At 32.9% G+C, this 18,372-nt stretch carries 20 protein-coding genes and 1 tRNA gene; 9 read left to right on the top strand and 12 right to left on the bottom strand.

Annotated features, from left to right (window positions below; genetic code table 11):
• Window position 1 precedes the first annotated feature (1 nt).
• From AW14_RS08120 to AW14_RS08100, 5 genes are all read right to left on the bottom strand, one after another.
• On the bottom strand, window positions 2-2,263 hold the full coding sequence (locus AW14_RS08120; RefSeq protein WP_044638361.1) for a M1 family metallopeptidase: 2,262 nt from the start codon (window positions 2,261-2,263) through the stop codon (window positions 2-4).
• Between the two features lie 110 nt (window positions 2,264-2,373).
• The gene (locus AW14_RS08115) at window positions 2,374-2,877 is read right to left on the bottom strand and encodes a DUF6702 family protein (RefSeq protein ID WP_044638360.1); all 504 of its coding nucleotides are present in this window, start codon (window positions 2,875-2,877) and stop codon (window positions 2,374-2,376) included.
• Between the two features lie 58 nt (window positions 2,878-2,935).
• Window positions 2,936-3,736 carry a hypothetical protein gene (locus tag AW14_RS08110; RefSeq protein WP_044638359.1) on the bottom strand — a complete coding sequence of 267 codons (801 nt, stop codon included), beginning with the start codon at window positions 3,734-3,736 and terminating at the stop codon, window positions 2,936-2,938.
• Window positions 3,723-4,529, bottom strand: coding sequence for a carboxypeptidase-like regulatory domain-containing protein (locus AW14_RS14475; RefSeq protein ID WP_052647456.1), 807 nt, complete (start codon window positions 4,527-4,529; stop codon window positions 3,723-3,725). The genes AW14_RS08110 and AW14_RS14475 overlap by 14 nt, the downstream gene beginning before the upstream one ends.
• A 98-nt stretch (window positions 4,530-4,627) precedes the next feature.
• Complete coding sequence (locus AW14_RS08100) at window positions 4,628-5,428, bottom strand: carboxypeptidase-like regulatory domain-containing protein (RefSeq protein WP_044638358.1); 801 nt, start codon at window positions 5,426-5,428, stop codon at window positions 4,628-4,630.
• A gap of 108 nt (window positions 5,429-5,536) precedes the next feature.
• Here AW14_RS08100 and pepE point away from each other — a divergent pair, with 108 nt between their 5' ends.
• Window positions 5,537-6,244: a dipeptidase PepE gene (gene pepE, locus AW14_RS08095; protein ID WP_044638357.1), complete on the top strand. Its 708-nt coding sequence runs from the start codon at window positions 5,537-5,539 to the stop codon at window positions 6,242-6,244.
• A gap of 98 nt (window positions 6,245-6,342) precedes the next feature.
• On the opposite strand, the gene AW14_RS08090 is transcribed toward pepE, so the two are convergent.
• Window positions 6,343-6,415, bottom strand: a tRNA-Gly gene (locus AW14_RS08090).
• A 214-nt stretch (window positions 6,416-6,629) separates the two neighbouring features.
• Here AW14_RS08090 and AW14_RS08085 point away from each other — a divergent pair.
• Complete coding sequence (locus tag AW14_RS08085) at window positions 6,630-7,088, top strand: GNAT family N-acetyltransferase (RefSeq protein WP_044638356.1); 459 nt, start codon at window positions 6,630-6,632, stop codon at window positions 7,086-7,088.
• 82 nt (window positions 7,089-7,170) lie between these two features.
• Here the strand turns inward: AW14_RS08085 and AW14_RS08080 are convergent, their stop codons facing one another.
• On the bottom strand, window positions 7,171-7,560 hold the full coding sequence (locus tag AW14_RS08080) for an ankyrin repeat domain-containing protein (protein ID WP_044638355.1): 390 nt from the start codon (window positions 7,558-7,560) through the stop codon (window positions 7,171-7,173).
• Window positions 7,561-7,816: 256 nt separating this feature from the next.
• Between AW14_RS08080 and gpmI the strand changes: the two genes are divergently transcribed.
• The 5 genes from gpmI to AW14_RS08055 all read left to right on the top strand — a co-directional run bounded on the left by gpmI (window position 7,817) and on the right by AW14_RS08055 (window position 12,191).
• A complete protein-coding gene (gene gpmI, locus AW14_RS08075) occupies window positions 7,817-9,331 on the top strand; it encodes a 2,3-bisphosphoglycerate-independent phosphoglycerate mutase (RefSeq protein ID WP_044638354.1) in 1,515 nt (504 codons plus the stop codon).
• 9 nt (window positions 9,332-9,340) lie between these two features.
• The gene (locus tag AW14_RS08070; RefSeq protein WP_044638353.1) at window positions 9,341-9,745 is read left to right on the top strand and encodes a BT0820 family HAD-type phosphatase; all 405 of its coding nucleotides are present in this window, start codon (window positions 9,341-9,343) and stop codon (window positions 9,743-9,745) included.
• Between the two features lie 68 nt (window positions 9,746-9,813).
• On the top strand, window positions 9,814-10,632 hold the full coding sequence (map, locus tag AW14_RS08065) for a type I methionyl aminopeptidase (RefSeq protein ID WP_044638352.1): 819 nt from the start codon (window positions 9,814-9,816) through the stop codon (window positions 10,630-10,632).
• A 6-nt stretch (window positions 10,633-10,638) separates the two neighbouring features.
• Entirely contained in the window at window positions 10,639-11,421 is a 783-nt protein-coding gene (locus AW14_RS08060) for a DUF3050 domain-containing protein (protein ID WP_044638351.1), read from the top strand.
• 5 nt (window positions 11,422-11,426) lie between these two features.
• Window positions 11,427-12,191: a class I SAM-dependent methyltransferase gene (locus AW14_RS08055; protein WP_044638350.1), complete on the top strand. Its 765-nt coding sequence runs from the start codon at window positions 11,427-11,429 to the stop codon at window positions 12,189-12,191.
• Window position 12,192: 1 nt separating this feature from the next.
• Here the strand turns inward: AW14_RS08055 and AW14_RS08050 are convergent, their stop codons facing one another.
• Together AW14_RS08050 and AW14_RS08045 are read right to left on the bottom strand one after the other, a co-directional pair.
• Window positions 12,193-13,167, bottom strand: coding sequence for an FAD:protein FMN transferase (locus tag AW14_RS08050; RefSeq protein ID WP_044638349.1), 975 nt, complete (start codon window positions 13,165-13,167; stop codon window positions 12,193-12,195).
• Window positions 13,168-13,545 carry a hypothetical protein gene (locus AW14_RS08045; RefSeq protein ID WP_044638348.1) on the bottom strand — a complete coding sequence of 126 codons (378 nt, stop codon included), beginning with the start codon at window positions 13,543-13,545 and terminating at the stop codon, window positions 13,168-13,170.
• 100 nt (window positions 13,546-13,645) lie between these two features.
• On the opposite strand from AW14_RS08045, the gene AW14_RS08040 reads away from it, so the two are divergent.
• Entirely contained in the window at window positions 13,646-15,085 is a 1,440-nt protein-coding gene (locus AW14_RS08040) for an SLC13 family permease (RefSeq protein WP_044638347.1), read from the top strand.
• Window positions 15,086-15,133: 48 nt separating this feature from the next.
• Entirely contained in the window at window positions 15,134-15,589 is a 456-nt protein-coding gene (locus tag AW14_RS08035) for a hypothetical protein (protein WP_044638346.1), read from the top strand.
• A gap of 48 nt (window positions 15,590-15,637) precedes the next feature.
• Here the strand turns inward: AW14_RS08035 and nqrF are convergent, their stop codons facing one another.
• The 3 genes from nqrF to AW14_RS08020 all read right to left on the bottom strand — a co-directional run bounded on the left by nqrF (window position 15,638) and on the right by AW14_RS08020 (window position 18,369).
• Window positions 15,638-16,945 (bottom strand): NADH:ubiquinone reductase (Na(+)-transporting) subunit F, encoded by a 1,308-nt coding sequence (gene nqrF / locus AW14_RS08030; protein ID WP_044638345.1) that lies wholly within the window; start codon window positions 16,943-16,945, stop codon window positions 15,638-15,640.
• A 1-nt stretch (window position 16,946) separates the two neighbouring features.
• Entirely contained in the window at window positions 16,947-17,663 is a 717-nt protein-coding gene (gene nqrE / locus AW14_RS08025; RefSeq protein WP_044638344.1) for an NADH:ubiquinone reductase (Na(+)-transporting) subunit E, read from the bottom strand.
• A 61-nt stretch (window positions 17,664-17,724) separates the two neighbouring features.
• Complete coding sequence (locus AW14_RS08020) at window positions 17,725-18,369, bottom strand: NADH:ubiquinone reductase (Na(+)-transporting) subunit D (RefSeq protein WP_044638343.1); 645 nt, start codon at window positions 18,367-18,369, stop codon at window positions 17,725-17,727.
• Window positions 18,370-18,372 lie beyond the last annotated feature (3 nt).

Genomic DNA, 18,372 nt, shown 5'->3' with positions numbered 1-18,372 from the left:
GTTATCCTTTTACTTTCTCTTTAAATTGATCGAATTTACTTTTCTCTTCTTTATTAGGCCAAGTATTGTTTGTAGTATCGACATCGGCAGTTTCTAAATCTGGATCGACAACAATACTAGCAATAGCTTTTTCAGTTTTAAATATTTTTTTAACCTCTTTATCGTTGTATCTCCAAATTTGTGCTGGGAATGTTTTTCTTTCTTTAGAGCCATCTTCAAAAGTAATTTCAACAATAATAGGCATTACTAATCCGCCTGGCTTATCGAACGTTACTTCGTAAAAATAATTAGGCGCCTTGTTTAAATCTGCTTTTTCGGCAGGACTTAATGTTTGTAAATAATCGTTTAAAACTTTAAAATCTGATATTTTCTTTTCGTCTTTAGGCGTCACACCATCTTGAGCTTCGGCATAATAAATTAATTTATCTTTATAATCCTCAAGATTCATGTTATAACGTTTAGCAGCTTCTTCGGCTTGCTCTGTTGGTTTGTCTGTTAAATAATATTTTTTAACCTCTTTAACACCTATATCGGTGTAGTCTGTGGTGTAGAACCAACCTCTCCAGAACCAATCTAAATCCATTGCAGAAGCATCTTCCATGGTTCGGAAGAAATCGGCTGGTGTTGGGTGTTTAAACATCCAACGTTGCGCGTAAGTTCTAAAAGCATAATCGAATAATTCTGACCCCATGATGGTTTGTCTTAACATATATAAACCAGCAGCTGGTTTGGTGTATGCATTGGGTCCAAATTGGTATACATAATCGCCTTGAGACATGATTGGTGAAATATAACTTTGATCACCGCCCATGTAAGGCACAATATTTTTAGGCAGGTTTCCTGTTTCGTATTCTGGATCGTAATCTAGCTCTGCTAAGGTCTCAACAAAAGAGTTTAAGCCTTCGTCCATCCACGTCCACTGGCGCTCGTCGCTGTTTACAATCATTGGGAAAAAGTTATGACCAACTTCGTGGGTAATTACCCCAATCATTCCATGTTTTGTACGCTCTGAATAAGTGCCGTCGGCATTTGGTCTCCCAAAGTTGAAGCAAATCATTGGGTACTCCATACCTTGTCTTTCTGAATGTACCGATACGGCTTTGTTGTATGGGTAATCAAATGTTAATTTAGAGTATTCTTCTAAAGTATTGGCAACTACACGAGTGGAGTGCTCTTCCCAAAGTGGATTTCCTTCTTTAGGATATAATGAAATAGCCATAACAGCGCGTCCGTTAATATTTACAGCCATGGCATCCCATATATATTTTCTAGATGTTGCAAAAGCAAAATCCCGAACATTCTCGGCTTTATAATGCCATGTTTTAGTTTTTGTACTACGCTTTGTTTCTGCCACTTTAGCTTCTGCTTCGGTTACAATAAAAACTGGATCTTTAAACGATTTTTTAGCTTGATCTAAACGTTTTAATTGTTCTTTCGTTAAAATATCTTTGGCATTTTGCAAGTCGCCTGTCGCTTCCATAATATGATCGGCAGGAACGGTAATTTTTACATCAAAATCTCCAAACTCTAAAGCAAATTCACTGCGTCCCCAGAATTGCATATTTTGCCAACCTTCAACATTATCATACACACATAGTCTGGGATAAAACTGTGCAATGGTGTAGTTATTATTTCCATCTGGAAAGGTTTCTAAACCAGAACGACCACCATCAACATTAATATCATTAATATTATAATTCCATTTGATGCTAAATTTGAAAGTTTCCCCTGGCGCTAGTGGCTTTGGTAAATTAATGCGCATCATGGTTTGATTAATTGTGTATGATAAATCGCCACCATTTTCATTTTTAACATAATCGATGTTAAAACCGCCATCAAATTGCTTTTTTAAATTAGCTTTTGTAAAAGATTGTACCCCATTAAAAGGAGCGTTAAAACTTTCTGTGGCGATATCTGGAGTTTTAGAGGTTCTCGATCTCATGTTTTGATCTAACTGAACCCATAAATATTCTAACTTATCTTTAGAATTATTGTGATAGGTTATATTTTCGTCGCCAAAAATTTTATTTTTTTCTTCATCCAACAAAATATTGATAGAATAATCTACCTGTTGTTGTGTGTATAAATGACCTGGAGCACCTGAAGCTGTTCTACTCTCATTTGGGGTAGGCAACACATCTTTCATTTGTCTGAACTTGTTTTGATCTGTATGACCTTGTTCTCTTACTGGGGTTTGCTCTTGCGAGAATAAGCTGGCAGAAATAAGAACTACACTGAAGAAATAATACTTAAGTTTAATCATAGTTTGGATTAATTTTTTTTAAATGAAATTTAGTTTTTAACCAATTTCATTAATTTTAAATAACAAAAAAAGCTAGATTACAATAAAAAATGAAATGAATTAACGTTTATTTAGTTAAATTTTAACAGAGTGGTAGGCTTTTCTAGAATTTGAATGGCACTTTTTTCTTTTGAATTGATTTTTGTTTTAATAATATTTTGTTGATCTGGAAAAATATCAAACAAGACTTGATTACTTATTTCAATCGATTCAATCGATTTTACATTTAAAATTTCTAGGTAACACTTTGTAATATCGCAATCATATTCTTTACCAATAAAATTTACAGAAACAGGCTTCCCATTAATTTTTACTTTAAACTTTTCGTTTAAATATTTTGAAATATAAGTATTGGTAATTTCAGGTTCATCTGGTCCAACGAGCGTGATTGATTCGTCGTAACGCTCTCGCAATAATTTTTCTAAATCGTCAATAAAAATTCTAGAAATTATTTGAACGGCATGTTTTTCTTTAACAAATTCTATTTGAGTAACACTTATATAATATTTGTGCAAACTTGTGAAAGACAAAAATGTAATGGCACAAATGAATAGGGTTATTTTAAAAATTTTCATTATTTATTTTTTTACTAAAGTAATTATTTAGAAGCTTACAAAAAGTATTCCGAAAGGATTAATCGTTGGACGCTTTTAAATTTTCAATGTATTGGTTATATTTTGTTCTTAAAAAAAATAAAATATTAAAATCTGTTTCATTTTTACAATACTTTAAAAAGTTTTCATCATCTGCACAGAAATAGAAAAAATCCATTTTAAGTTCTTCTTTCAAAGGGTTTGTAGCAAAAAAATCTCTTGCCAACCGTCCTTTTATACTTTGCATTAATTCTTCACGTTCTTCTAACTTAACTCTTGCTTTAAGCATTTTAGTTCTTCCTGAAATAGCATTTATTATAGCAGTTGCTGAAACAGAACCTCCTACGCCTCCTAAAGAACCTCCTGCTTTTGGACTAAATTCTGATGCCTCACTTAATCGCCTTTCACTTTGAGTTGCCGGTTTTCCAGTATATCCGGGAATACCAACGTCGTAAAAGTTAATGGGTGGATCGCCTTCCATATTTTGAACATCTAACAATAAATTACCTGTTAATATTTTACCTACAACAACTTCATCTAAGGCATTTACCTGCTCTTCCAATACCACTTTTAATGCTTTAAAAAGCAATACATGTTTATCGATTATAACGGTTTTTAATTTACTCTGAATGGATGAAAAAGTAAGCGTATCGTTTAATTTTACAGGAATTACAAATTCGCCTTTGGCATTAGTAATTGTAAATTTTTGTTGGGTTTGGTTAATCACATGAATATTCTCTACATCGTCTTTACTTTCTACGCTTCCAGTAATTTCAATAGTTTGGCCCACACTTAATTGAAGCGTGAACAAGAATAATATAAGAAGTTTAGTTTTTAACATTCGGAAGCGATAAAAATAAGTCACGTTGTTTTACCAAATAATCAATTCGATTAAACGCTTGTTCTTCACTATATAAATTTTCGGGAATGCCTTTATTCTCAACATACGCCACAAAAGCTTCAACTTGTCCTAAAGGCATATTAAAGGTCTCACTAATATACTTGTGGGTGTAAATATCGGTTAGTGTTTTGTGTTGAGTAAATGGCACCTTTTCATTATTTGTTTTGGACTTTTTATTCTTTTTAGATTTCAATAAACCTTTAAAAAGGCTCACAAAATTAACTCCGTTGTAAAGTCCACCTTTATTGGTAATTGAATTAAGCGCATTGGCAACAACCCTATTATCAAGCGAACGATCATCAAAAAACTCTAAGTTATCTAAGTTGCCTAAATTCAATTGAATAACAGGCGCATTACCAGCATTCTCAATATCTTGGTTAATATTTCCTGTAAGACCAAACATTAAAAAAACGGCATCTAAACTATTTACATGCTCTACTAAAAACAACTTGAGTGTTTTTAATTTTAAAACATCCTTAGTAATTGTAATTTTTTGTGGTTGAAATTGTAATGCCGAAATTTCTAATATATCATTTTCAGCAGCAAAAATACGGAACTCCCCTTTTTCATTGGTTATTGTTCCTTTGTTGGTAGATGTATTAAAAATGGTTACGCCCTCGACATCATTCGAACTGGCAAAAACTTGACCCTCTAAATCGTGACGCTCTATGCTTTGAGTCCATAATAAGTTAGAACATAAAAACGCAAATGTAATTGTTACAAAATATCTCAAGTGCTTTTAATTTACATCATAAAGAACGCTTTTCAATTCTTAAATAAAATGTAAACGTTAACTAATATTTTGTTAAAAAGAGATCTTCTTCATCAAAACTACTTTTTATTTTTTAAAAAAGCTTGGCTTTCGGTGAGTAGATGCTCTAAAAACTGCATTTCGTTACCATAATTTAATAATGTATAATCAAACCCATCGCGCTCGACATACCTTATAAATTCCTCAACTCGATGTTCGGGAATATTAAAATTATCGGTTAAAAATTCTGAACCAAAATAATATTTTATGGCATCTACTGGAACTTCGGGAATACCTTTTTCTTCTTTACTATCGGCTTTCGATCTAAATAATGGTAAAAGTAATTGGTCTACAACATTTTTAATATTTAAACCATTTACCATAGTAACATGTTGCCTGTCAATGGCTGTGTTTTGTACTTGCGACTTATTATCTGGTTCAAATTTTACTATATCGGGACTCTTAATGCCGTAATAAAAAGCGTTTAGCTTGGGCGTAAAACGTTTTGTTTTTTGCATATCGGTTTCTAGTTCACCTGTTAATTTATTTGGCAATAAAACAATTTCTGGTAAGGCGTTTATTTCTTCTATTAAAAATATTTTCATTTTTAACGAGGCCATAATCGATTGATTCACTTTAAACTCGATATTTTGAAATTGCAAAGCACTAACGGTAATAATATCGTTAAGCCGAACTGCCAATTTAAATTCGCCATTATCGTCTGTAACCACCCCTTTATTTGAAGAGGTGTTGAATACCGTAATGCCTGAAACATCATTGCTTTCAACAATAATTTTACCATCAACAACTAAACGTTTAAAATCTTGCGAATTCACAAGCATAGTAACAAAACAAGCGACAAATAGCAGTAATTTTTTCATATTTTTTTTTATAAAGTTAAGATATTTAAATATTATTTTCATCTCAAAATCATCTAAACTTTTGTTAAACACAATAATTAATTAGCTTTACCATATTAAAGAAATTTTATGAAAAACATAATAATTGCAAGTACCTCTACCATTCATGGCAGTACTTATTTAGAATATTTACTGGAAACTTTAGAAACCTTCTTTGCAAATGCAAAAACCATTTTATTTATACCTTATGCAAGACCCGGAGGCATAAGCCATGATGCTTATACGGCCATTGCCCAAAAAGGATTATCTAAAATCAATAAAACCGTAAAAAGTATTCATGAGTTTGAAAACCCTATTGAGGCTATTGAGCAAGCTGAAGGTATTTTTGTTGGTGGCGGCAATACCTTTGTATTAACTTATCAGCTTTACAAAAACAATTTAATTACACCCATACAAAATGCAGTTAAAAGCGGTACCCCTTACCTAGGAACCAGTGCGGGAAGTAATATTTGTGGTCTTACAATAAAAACTACCAACGATATGCCCATTGTCTATCCGCCAAGTTTTAATGCTTTGGCATTGGTACCTTTTAATATAAATCCGCATTACCTAGACCCAGACCCTACAAGTAAACACATGGGAGAAACTCGTGAAACGCGTATAAACGAATTTCATCATTATAACACGCCACCAGTAATAGGATTGCGTGAAGGCAGCTGGTTACATGTAAACGAATCTTCAATTATATTGAATGGCCCATTAACAGCGCGTATTTTCGAACATAACAAAACACCTTACGAAGTTAATCCTGGCACGCAATTAAATCATTTAAACTAAAGAGGACTTTTTTAGATAAAAATTGGTAATTGTGATGCCAATTAAAACAGCAAACTTTATAACATAAAAAAAGCCTCATCAAATTGATGAGGCTTTCGAGCGGGAGACCGGGTTCGAACCGGCGACATTCAGCTTGGAAGGCTGACGCTCTACCAACTGAGCTACTCCCGCATTAGCGCGTGCAAATATATAAAAATGCTATCCTATTTAGCAAAAAAAATTAACAACTTTTTTAAAAATTAAATAGTAAATTTCATAAAAGCCTCATAATAAATAAACTCATATCAATTACAGTTAATTTAAAGCGCTTACTCAAAGAAAAAAATCAAATAGTAAATGAGGTTAAAATTAAAATTGCTTATGTTTAACTTGTTATCTGCATAAAATGAATACAAACCCAACACCTATTATTAAAAAAATTAGTGCTAGAGAAACACATGCTGTTAGACATCCTGTTTTAAGAGCCGGTAAGCCTTTAAATTCTTGTGTTTTCGAAGGCGATGACTATGAAAACACCTTTCATTTAGGGTTGTATGTAAACCAAAAACTAGCTGCGGTAGCTTCATTTCTAAAAAACAACCATCCTTTAATTCCTGAAAAACATCAGTACCAACTGCGAGGCATGGCCGTTTTACACGAATTTCAAAAAAAAGGATTAGGAAAAGAAATTTTAAATCATGCCGAAACCATACTAAAACAAAAAAACACAGATGTTATTTGGTGCAATACCCGAGAAGGCGCTGTAAATTTTTATCGAAATTGCAATTTCAACATCATTGGCGAGCCTTTTGTAATTAAAGATATAGGCCTGCATTTTATAATGAGTAAATATTTAAAAGTATAAGAAACAAAAAAGCCCTGAAGACAGGGCTTTCTATTAAGAGTGACTAACTCAAATAATTAAAATAGCGTTATATTATAATTATTTATTTTTCTAATGCAGCAACTAAAATGGCATGTGTGTCTGTAGCTCCATGCAATGCTGCATATTCTAAAGCTGTTAAACCTTTATCGCTTTTAGTTTTAAGTTTTGCGCCGCGTTCAATTAAAAGATTTAAAATCTCAACTCTATTATATTTTGCCGCGTACATTAATGGCGTCATACCATTAGATTTTTCGTTAACATCTTCGCCTCTTGCGATTAATTTTTGAACGGTTTCTATATCCCCTTTAGCGATAGAAACACAGAAAGAATTAACTTTAAAGTAAACCGTTGTTACTTTATTGTTTTCAAAATTAAAGGTTGAAGATTTCGCGTTTACTGTAATTACAGAAAAACATAATGCGATTGCCGAGATAATGATTGTTTTTTTCATGATGAAAGATTTTTGATTTGATTTTGATTAATGATTTCGTTTTTTGATATACTTAATAGACGCCTTACATTACAAAGTGTTACAAGAAACTTTTATTTTTTTATCATTTTAACAATTATTTTACATTTCATTAACAAAACAATCAATTTTTTAAAATCTCATAAAAACCTGAAAACATAACGCTTTTAGTGGCTTGTTTTTAATCTTTATAGCGCAAACTTCAGTATATTTGAACTCTATTAAATACCAATAAAAAATGAATAAAAAAGTCATCTTAATGATACTTGATGGCTGGGGAAACTCTCCAGATCCAAAAGTTTCTGCTATCAATAATGCTCAAACGCCATTTATAGATTCTCTTTATAAAAAATATCCTTTTGCTACTTTAAGAACCGACGGTTTGCATGTTGGTTTACCTGATGGTCAAATGGGAAACAGCGAAGTAGGCCATATGAATTTAGGTGCTGGTCGCATCGTGTATCAAGATTTAGCTAAAATTAATTTAGCAATTCAAAACGATACTTTAAAAGACGAAAAAGTATTAATAGAAGCCTTAGAATACGCTTCAAAAAACAATAAAAAAGTTCACTTTTTAGGTTTATTAAGTGATGGTGGAGTTCATGCACACACAAGCCACTTAAGAGGTTTTATTGATGCAGCTAATAAAGCCGGTGTTCATTCGTATGTTCATGCTTTTACAGATGGTCGCGATGTAGATCCGAAATCTGGAAAAGGATATGTAGCCGATTTAGAAAAATATATTGAAGGAACAAACACTAAATTAGCAACTATCACGGGGCGTTATTACGCTATGGATAGAGACAAACGTTGGGAACGTGTTAAATTAGCTTATGATGCCATCGTGAATAACGTTGGTACTAAAACCACTAATGCAACCGCATCTATTCAGGCTAATTACGATAACGACGTTACAGATGAGTTTATAAAACCATTAATTTTAACCGATAGTAATAACGAACCTATTGCTAAAGTTGAAAAAGACGATGTTATTATTTTCTATAATTTTAGAACCGATAGAGGTCGCGAATTAACAGAAATGTTAAATCAGAAAGATTTCCCTGAATACGAAACAAAAAAACTAGATCTTTATTACGTTACAATTACTAATTATAGCGATGCTTTTGAAGGTATTAAAGTTATTTTCAATAAAGATAACATCACCGAAACTTTAGGTGAAGTTCTATCTAAAGCTGGTAAAAAACAAATTAGAATTGCCGAAACTGAAAAATATCCACACGTAACTTTTTTCTTTTCTGGCGGACAAGAAACACCGTTTGAAGGAGAATCTAGAATCTTAAAAAATTCTCCAAAAGTTGCTACTTACGATTTGCAACCAGAAATGAGCGCCTACGAATTACGTGATGCCTTAGTTGAAGATCTAAAAAAAGGCGAAGCCGATTTTGTTTGTTTAAACTTTGCAAACGGCGATATGGTAGGACACACTGGTGTTATGGAAGCCGCTATTAAAGCTTGTGAAGCTGTAGATGCTTGTGTTAAAGACGTTGTTACAACCGGATTAGAAAACGGTTACTCCACCCTGCTAATTGCAGACCACGGTAACTGTGAAACCATGATTAACCCAGATGGCTCACCTAATACAGCACATACAACAAACCCAGTACCTGTTATTTTAATCGATAACGATTTAAAAGAAATAAAAGACGGTGTTTTAGGCGATGTAGCTCCAACCATTTTAAAATTAATTGGTGTAGAGCAACCCAAAGCCATGACCCGTTTTCCTTTAATATAAAACTATTGAATGAATTTTAATAAACATCTTATTATTGCTGTAGACTTTGATGGGACTATAGTTGAAGATGCTTATCCAAACATAGGAAAGCCGATGCTTTTTGCTTTTGAAACACTTAAAAAACTTCAAGAGCATGGGCATAGGCTTATTTTATGGACATACAGAAGTGGTATCAAACTCGATGAAGCCGTTCAATTTTGTAAAGACAACAACATTACTTTTTATGCAGTCAATAAAAGTTACCCCGAAGAAACTTTAAGCGACCTAACAAGTAGAAAAATTCACGCCGATGTTTTTATTGACGATAGAAATATAGGTGGATTTTTAGGTTGGGGAGAAATCTACCAACTATTAACAAATTCCAAACCGCCCCTTCCAGAAAAAAAGAAAGGTTTTTTTAATTTTTTCAAATAATGCTTTTCGCATTAAACAGCATCTTTCTATAGAATTTAAGTATCTTTGCACATATTTTTTTTAGAATCATGATTGTTATAAAAACCAGAGAAGAAATTGAATTAATGCGAGAAAGCGCCTTAATAGTTTCGAAAACATTAGGAGAACTTGCCAAAGAAATTAAACCAGGCGTAACAACCCTCGAGTTAGATAAAATAGCAGAAACTTGCATTAGAGATCATGGAGCCATTCCTGGATTTTTAGGTTTATACGATTTCCCTAACACGCTTTGCATGAGTCCTAATACTCAGGTTGTTCATGGTATTCCTAACAATACACCTTTAGTTGAAGGCGATATTATTTCAATTGATTGTGGTGCTTTAAAAAACGGATTTTATGGTGACCACGCTTATACATTTGCTGTTGGAGAAATCGACCCTGAAACCGAAAAATTATTAAAGATTACAAAGGAATCTTTATATGTTGGCATTAGAGAATTTAAAATAAACAATCGCGTGGGCGATGTTGGCTATGCCATTCAAAAATACTGTGAAGATCATGGCTATGGCGTTGTTAGAGAATTGGTTGGTCATGGTTTAGGAAAAAAAATGCACGAAGATCCGGAGATGCCAAACTATGGAAAACGAGGTCGTGGCAAAAAGTTTGTTGAAGGTATGGTTGTTGCCATAGAACCAATGATAAACCAAGGCACCCACCGCATTAAACAACATAGCGATGGCTGGACTATTACAACTTTAGATAATAAACCAAGTGCCCATTTTGAGCACGACGTTGCCATTGTAGATGGTAAACCAGAATTGCTTTCAACTTTCGCCTATATATACGATGCATTAGGCATAGAAAGTAACGAAGAAGATGAATTTAGACAAAAAGCTTTAGTTTTATAATAACTTATGAGTGCCATAAAACATATTGAAAAAGAACTCGAAAATTTAAGAGCCCAACTTAACAATCATAATTTATACAAAAACCTTCAAACTGTTGAAGACATAAAAATCTTCATGGAGCAGCATGTTTTTGCCGTTTGGGATTTTATGTCCTTGTTAAAAGCGCTTCAAAATAATTTAACAACAACTTCACTACCTTGGACGCCTTCAGCGAATGCTTCAACAGCACGATTTATAAACGAAATTGTATTGGGTGAAGAAAGCGATATTAACGAACTGGGAGAGCCTAAAAGTCATTTTGAAATGTATATTGATGCCATGAATCAAACGGGCGCAAACACAAATCAAATTAACGATTTCATCGCTTTAATAAACCAAGGTTACTCGGTTAACAGAGCGGCTTCAGAGGTGCAATTAAACAAGAACACCCTAAAATTTGTTCAGTTTACCTTCGATGTTATTAATACTGAAAAACCGCATTTAATTGCTTCTGCATTTACTTTTGGTCGTGAAGATGTTATACCAGACATGTTTTTCCAAATAATTAATACTTCTGAAACTAAAGACAAATCATTTAGTAAGCTTAGTTATTATTTGAACAGACATATTGAATTAGATGGCGATGAACACGGACCATTATCATTAAAAATGATTGAAGAATTATGTGGTGATGATGCTACAAAATGGAATGAAAACCTTGAAATTGCAAAATTAGCCTTAGAACACCGTATTTCTTTATGGGATAATATTTCTAATTTGATACATTCTAATGCTGAAGTTGAAGCATAATACGTTTGAAAAATCTTTTTAAAATCATATTAAATCTGGTTCCACGACCGCTACTTATTCGCTTAAGTTATGTCGTAAGGCCTATTTTAGCTTTTTTTTTAAAAGGAAATAAATATATAGACCCTATAGATGGAAAGCGTTTTAAAACCTTTTTACCCTATGGTTACGGTAAACAACGAACGAACGTTTTATCGCCTTCTACATTAAGTTTAGAACGCCATAGACTGTTATGGTTGTACTTAAAAAATGAAACAGATTTCTTTACTGCTAAAAAAAAAGTGCTTCATTTTGCCCCAGAACAATGCTTCTTAAAACGTTTTAAAAATCTTAATAATTTAGATTACACCACCACCGATTTACTATCGCCCATTGCCGATGTAAAAGCAGATATTTGCGACCTTCCGTTTGATGATAACAGCTATGATATCATTTTATGTAATCACGTTTTAGAACATATTCCAGACGATACAAAAGCCATGCAAGAACTATATCGTGTTATGAAGCCTGGTGGTTATGGTATATTCCAAATTCCGCAAGATTTAAGCAGACAAACTACTTTCGAGGACAATACAATTACAGACAAAAAAGAACGCGCCAAAATATTTGGACAATACGACCATGTGCGTGTTTACGGGCGCGATTATTTTGACAAACTGAGACGTATTGGTTTTAAAGTAGATGAAGTAAACTACACCTCGAAACTTTCAAAAGAGGCCATAGAAACGTATTGTTTAGCACCCGAAGAAATAATTCCGGTGGTATATAAGTAATTTATTGCTCTGGAAATCCGTTTAAAGCTAAGGTTTCAAATTCCTTGTTATCATTTTCGAAAATCAAGAACACTTTTAGGTTTGAATGCGTTTGTAAAAAAGCTTTTATCTTTTCAATTCCCATAGCCTTAAATGCAGTTGCATAAGCATCGGCTGTCATACAATTATTAGCTATTACAGAAATACTTAATAAATTGGTTTTACTTGGATAGCCTGTATTGGTATCAATAATATGGGCGTATCGGTTGCCGTTGTCGTCAATTTTAAATTTTCTGTAGGTTCCCGAAGTAGCCATAGCTTCATTTTTTAAACTAATTGCTTTTAAAATGGACTGCTCTCCATCGAAATGAGGTTGCTCTACTCCTACTTTCCAAGGGCTGTTTTTTTCAACATTAATTCCTTTTACTCGAATTTCACCACCAATTTCAACCAAATAGTTTTGAACATTTTTACTTTCTAGAAATTCACCAATAACATCGACCCCATACCCTTTTGCAATAGCGTTAAAATCTATAAAAGTTGCTTTAGGTTTAGAAACTATTTGATTATTAATTTTCACTTTATCAAACCCAACATAATGCATTAAACTGTCTATTTTAAGGCTATCTAAATTCACTATTTTTCCTTCCGGACCAAAATCCCAAGCATTAACTAATGCACCAATGGTAGGATCGAAAGCGCCTTGTGTAGATTTATAAATGTCTTTGGAAGTATTAAACACCTTTATAAAATGAGCATCAACCAAACTATCTTCATTTCTATTTAATTTGGAAATTATGGAATTAGTTTGATACGTTGACATCGAATTATTAATCACATAAAACAAACTGTCAAACTGTTTTTTAAAATCTTCTGGAGCATCATAAATAACAGAATAACTGGTTCCAAAAACCGGTCCTGTTAGCTTGGTGTTTTTTGGTTCCTGTTTACATGAAACTATAAAAACTAACAGGCAAAAACTTAAAACATATTTCATTTAATTCAAATTAGTTTCTAACAATTGAATTCCATTGTATTCCAGCAAATATTCTTCATTTAAATAAATTGGCAGATTTTCGCCATTTACATTTCCAATACCCACGCCTGCATAAAGCACTTTAGCATCTTTTTCTCTTGCATGTTTTTTAAAAGTTTCCATCCAGATAACATCATAATTATTGGGATTTTCAGGCAAAATAACAGCTCTAACAATTACAAAGTAATACTGACTATTTTTGTCTATACAAACAAATTGGGGATGTTTTTTTAAGGTGCTATTTATAGCAACAAACTCGAAGCCACGTTGTTCTAAATCTTTTCCAACATGGTTCATGGCCAAATTATGTAGTTCTTGTTTGGTAAGTGGTTTACTCATGTTGCAAAATTAATATTAAAAATTAGCTTACGCTAGTATAAAAAATATTTAACTTTAATTTCAATTACCAACCATTCTAAATTATAAATTATTTGCTTTAATGAAAAACCATCCCTATTCTAAAATTATCGGACTTTTTATTGGTCCGCTTTTATTTACCGTTTTACATTTTTTTCCTATTGAAAACTTAACAGAAAACGCCAATTATGTGATTGCATCGGCACTTTGGATGGTAACATGGTGGATAACTGAAGCCGTATCGATTTCTGTAACAGCCTTACTACCATTGCTTTTATTTCCGCTTTTTAAAGTCATGCCCATTGCCGATGTTGGCTCGAATTATGGAAGTCCTATTGTATTTCTTTTCTTTGGAGGCTTTGTATTGGCTCTGGCATTAGAAAAAGTAAATTTACATAAGCGTATTGCACTAAGTATTATAAAAAGAACAGGAACCACACCAAATAAAGTTATTCTCGGATTTATGATAGCTACGGGCTTTATGAGTATGTGGATTAGCAATACGGCAAGCACCGTTGTGATGTTACCCATAGCCATGTCTGTTATTCAATTACTAATTAATGATAAGGATGGCTTTACTAAAAAAGATAAAAATTTTGCAGTGAGTGTCATGATGGGTATTGCCTTTGCTGCAAATGCTGGAGGTATTGCAACTGTAATTGGCACACCGCCAAATTCTATTTTAATTGGACTTTTAGAAAATCAATATAACATTGAAATTTCATTTGTTAAATGGATGGCTTTCGGCTTACCATTTTCAATTATTCTTATAGCCATAATCTATTTTATCATGGTAACATGGTTGTTTCCAAACAAAGGATTAACTTTTATTACAACTCAAGATTTTATTGATATTGAACTTAACAAACTTGGAAAAATAACAAAAAAGGAGAAACATGTTTTAATAATTTTTGGCATCACTGTTTTCCTTTGGATTTTTAGAACGGTTATTAATTCTATAATTCCAAACTTAGAGTTATCGGACACCCTGATTAGTATGTTTGGTGCATTAGCCTTATTTACCGTACCATTTAAATTAAAAACAGGAGATTTTATTTTACAATGGCAAGACACTAACAAGTTAGCTTGGGGGATCTTAATTTTGTTTGGTGGTGGTTTAGCTTTAGCAAATGGCATGCAAAGTTCTGGTATAATTGATATTGTTGCTAAAAGTATTTCAGAAAGCCAAATAAGTATTATGCTTATGGCAACCGTTTTAATAACCTTGATGTTGTTTATGACAGAGCTTATGAGTAATGTTGCCCTTACAGCCGTTTTAGCGCCGGTGGTAGCTGGCATCGCCATTGGATTAAACATTCCAATATTATACCTATTAATTCCTGTTACCATAGCTAGTAGTTGCGCTTTTATGCTTCCTATGGCAACACCCCCAAATGCCATTGTATTTGCTAGTGGTTATATTAAAGTGAGTGAAATGGCACGAACTGGAATTATTTTAAATATTATTTCTGTGGTTTTACTTATAGCTTTATTCAAATTTATATTGCCATTAATCTTCTAATCATTAAAGGATTACAAATATTTTTTTTAACTTAGAAATAAAAAAAAGATGAAAACGTCCATTCGATTAGAGCAAGCTATTAAAAAACTTTACATCGCTTTTCATAATAATCAATTAAATCCTGAATGCTGTAAACAATGTGCTGTTGGGAATATTCTAGATAACACCGATAGCTGGAAACATTTATCGGATGACCATGGCTCGCTGGAACTTAATTATGTTGGTAGGGTGCATCAGGCACTTGGAAGAAAATTTAATGGTTATACACCTTCGGAATTGCTTCAAATTGAAGCAACATTTCTAAAAGCATGCCAATACGAGTTACCTTTTCATCATAAAAACAAAAAACCAGAAAACGCTACCGACAAAGACCTGTTATTTAATGGTCTCACAAAAGTTGTAGAATTACTTTGCAGTATGGATAATGTTTCCAATGTTATGGATTATTCCAAACTATTTGAATTTGAAAATGATAAACCAAAATATGATTTAATTATGCAATAAAAAAAGCCAACTTTAAAGTTGGCTTTTTTTATTTATTAAGACTTCAAATTAACCTCCAAAGTCGTCAAATCTAATATTCTCATCGGCAAGACCGAAATCCTCACCCATTTTTTGAACAGCTTTGTTCATTAATGGTGGTCCACAGAAATATAATTCAATATCCTCCGGAGATTCATGCTTACTCAAATAATTGTCAATAACACAATTATGAATAAAGCCAACGAAACCATCACCAGGAGCATCTAAATCTGCTTTAACTTTCCAGTTATCTTCTGGTAAAGGTTCAGATAATGCTAAATAAAATTTAAAGTTAGGGAAAGCGTCTTCTAATTGTTTAAAGTGATCTAAATAGAACAACTCACGTTTAGAACGACCACCGTACCAATACGTTACTTTTCTTCCTGTTTTTAATGTTTTGAATAAGTGATATAAGTGTGAACGCATTGGCGCCATACCTGCTCCACCACCTACATATAACATTTCAGCATCAGATTCGTTAATGAAGAACTCGCCGTAAGGTCCTGAAATGGTTACTTTATCGCCTTGTTTTCTAGAGAAAATGTAAGATGAAGCTACACCAGGATTTACATCCATCCATCCGTTTTTGTTACGATCCCATGGTGGGGTAGCAATACGAACGTTTAACATGATATCACGACCTTCTGCAGGGTAAGAAGCCATTGAGTAAGCTCTTTCTACAGTTTCGTTATTCTTCATAACTAAAGACCATAAACCAAATTTATCCCATTCTGCCTGGAACTTGTCTGGTGTTTCATGCTCTTCTGGATGCGCTGTAATATCAATATCAGAATATTTAATTTCACATGGTGGAATTTCAATTTGAATATAACCACCAGCTTTATAATTCATATCCTCTGGAATACGAACTACAAACTCTTTAATAAAAGATGCTACGTTATAATTACGAACCACTTCTGCTTCCCATTTTTTAATACCAAAAACCTCTTCTGGAATGGTAATATTCATGTCTTGTTTTACCTTAACCTGACAAGCCAAACGGGCACCATGTTCTAATTCTTTTCTTGTAAAATGAGGTGTTTCAGTTGGAAGCGCAGATCCACCACCTTCTAAAACGTGACACTCACATTGAATACAAGTACCTCCACCACCACAAGCCGATGGTAAAAATATTTTTTGATTTCCTAAAGTAGATAATAAACTTCCACCAGAGGCTACTTCTATTTCTTTTTCACCATTTATGGTAATTTTTACCGGACCAGAAGGTGATAATTTTTGTTTTACTACCAATAATAATGTTACAAGTAAAAGCGTAATAATTAAAAACGCAATTACTGTTACGGCTATGGTTCCTGTTGTTCCTGCTGCTAAAATCATACTACTCGTTTACTTTTATGTTGTTAGCTAAAACTTCTTTTTCTTTCTCTAAGTTAGAATCAACTTTTGCAGTTTTTTCTTCTTTTTTAGGAGCAACATCACCTCCAGTTAACATACCACCAAAGCTCATAAACCCGATAGCCATTAAACCTGTGATTATAAATGTAATTCCTAGACCTCTTAATGCAGGTGGTACATTTGAATATCTAATTTTTTCGCGAATAGCTGCAATGGCAAGTATCGCTAAAAACCAGCCTATCCCTGAACCTACACCGTAAACCGTAGCCAAACCTAAAGTAGGAATTTCACGAGATTGCATGAATAATGAACCTCCTAAAATAGCACAGTTTACTGCTATAAGCGGTAAAAAGATACCTAATGAATTGTATAATGATGGTGAAAATTTCTCAACTACTATTTCAACTAACTGCACCATAGTTGCTATGGTTGCAATAAACATAATAAAAGATAAGAAACTTAAATCGTAACTTGCATATTCTTCGCCTAACCAAACTAAAGCGCCCGGTTGTAATAAATAATGGTCTAATAACCAGTTTAAAGGCACTGTTATAAGCATTACGAAAACTACAGCAGCTCCTAAACCAACAGCTGTATTCACTTTTTTAGATACCGCTAAGTAAGAACACATACCTAAAAAGGTTGCGAATACCATGTTATCTATAAATATTGACTTTAAAAATAATTCTAAATGTTCCATATATTTTTGTTTTTGGAATTTAGTAACAGTAATAAATTAACAATTACTAATTAACAACCAATTAATCTTCAATTAATGCTTTATTTCTGCTACGTTGAACCCAAATAATAATTCCAACAACGATTAAGGCCATAGGAGATAATAACATAAATCCATTATTCTCGTAACCTATAGCATATAATCCTGTTTTTCCAATAGGATCACCTAATACAGGGAAGCCTAATAAAGTTCCAGAACCTAATAACTCTCTAAAGAAACCAACGATAACTAAAATTAAACCATAACCAGCAGCATTACCAATACCATCTAAAAATGATTTCCATGGCCCGTTAGCTAAAGCAAAGGCTTCAAAACGTCCCATGATAATACAGTTAGTAATAATTAATCCAACAAATACAGATAGTGTTTTACTTAGTTCGTATGAGAATGCTTTTAAAACTTGGTCTACCACAATTACTAAAGCAGCTACAACAACTAACTGTACAATAATTCTAATTTTTGAAGGAATGATGTTTCTCATTAAAGATATTACAACGTTTCCTATAGCTAAAACGGCCATTACAGATAATGCCATAACTATAGATGCTTTTAATTGAGCAGTGATAGCTAAAGCAGAACATATACCTAATACTTGAATAGTAATAGGGTTGTTATCTGCTAATGGATCTGTTATTAACTTTGCGTCTTTTTTTGATAAAAGTCCCATAGA

Origin of the sequence: Siansivirga zeaxanthinifaciens CC-SAMT-1, from assembly GCF_000941055.1 — a bacterium.
In the GTDB taxonomy this organism is placed as follows: Bacteria; Bacteroidota; Bacteroidia; order Flavobacteriales; family Flavobacteriaceae; genus Siansivirga; species Siansivirga zeaxanthinifaciens.
This window is presented reverse-complemented; position numbering and strand designations above follow the sequence as displayed.

Excerpts from the sequence above, each read along its gene's own strand:
- AW14_RS08120 (WP_044638361.1), bottom strand. The coding sequence starts at position 2,263 with ATGATTAAACTTAAGTATTATTTCTTCAGTGTAGTTCTTATTTCTGCC.
- AW14_RS08115 (WP_044638360.1), bottom strand. The coding sequence starts at position 2,877 with ATGAAAATTTTTAAAATAACCCTATTCATTTGTGCCATTACATTTTTG.
- AW14_RS08110 (WP_044638359.1), bottom strand. The coding sequence starts at position 3,736 with ATGTTAAAAACTAAACTTCTTATATTATTCTTGTTCACGCTTCAATTA.
- AW14_RS08100 (WP_044638358.1), bottom strand. The coding sequence starts at position 5,428 with ATGAAAAAATTACTGCTATTTGTCGCTTGTTTTGTTACTATGCTTGTG.
- pepE (WP_044638357.1), top strand. The coding sequence starts at position 5,537 with ATGAAAAACATAATAATTGCAAGTACCTCTACCATTCATGGCAGTACT.
- AW14_RS08085 (WP_044638356.1), top strand. The coding sequence starts at position 6,630 with ATGAATACAAACCCAACACCTATTATTAAAAAAATTAGTGCTAGAGAA.
- AW14_RS08080 (WP_044638355.1), bottom strand. The coding sequence starts at position 7,560 with ATGAAAAAAACAATCATTATCTCGGCAATCGCATTATGTTTTTCTGTA.
- gpmI (WP_044638354.1), top strand. The coding sequence starts at position 7,817 with ATGAATAAAAAAGTCATCTTAATGATACTTGATGGCTGGGGAAACTCT.
- AW14_RS08070 (WP_044638353.1), top strand. The coding sequence starts at position 9,341 with ATGAATTTTAATAAACATCTTATTATTGCTGTAGACTTTGATGGGACT.
- map (WP_044638352.1), top strand. The coding sequence starts at position 9,814 with ATGATTGTTATAAAAACCAGAGAAGAAATTGAATTAATGCGAGAAAGC.
- AW14_RS08060 (WP_044638351.1), top strand. The coding sequence starts at position 10,639 with ATGAGTGCCATAAAACATATTGAAAAAGAACTCGAAAATTTAAGAGCC.
- AW14_RS08050 (WP_044638349.1), bottom strand. The coding sequence starts at position 13,167 with ATGAAATATGTTTTAAGTTTTTGCCTGTTAGTTTTTATAGTTTCATGT.
- AW14_RS08045 (WP_044638348.1), bottom strand. The coding sequence starts at position 13,545 with ATGAGTAAACCACTTACCAAACAAGAACTACATAATTTGGCCATGAAC.
- AW14_RS08040 (WP_044638347.1), top strand. The coding sequence starts at position 13,646 with ATGAAAAACCATCCCTATTCTAAAATTATCGGACTTTTTATTGGTCCG.
- AW14_RS08035 (WP_044638346.1), top strand. The coding sequence starts at position 15,134 with ATGAAAACGTCCATTCGATTAGAGCAAGCTATTAAAAAACTTTACATC.
- nqrF (WP_044638345.1), bottom strand. The coding sequence starts at position 16,945 with ATGATTTTAGCAGCAGGAACAACAGGAACCATAGCCGTAACAGTAATT.
- nqrE (WP_044638344.1), bottom strand. The coding sequence starts at position 17,663 with ATGGAACATTTAGAATTATTTTTAAAGTCAATATTTATAGATAACATG.
- AW14_RS08020 (WP_044638343.1), bottom strand. The coding sequence starts at position 18,369 with ATGGGACTTTTATCAAAAAAAGACGCAAAGTTAATAACAGATCCATTA.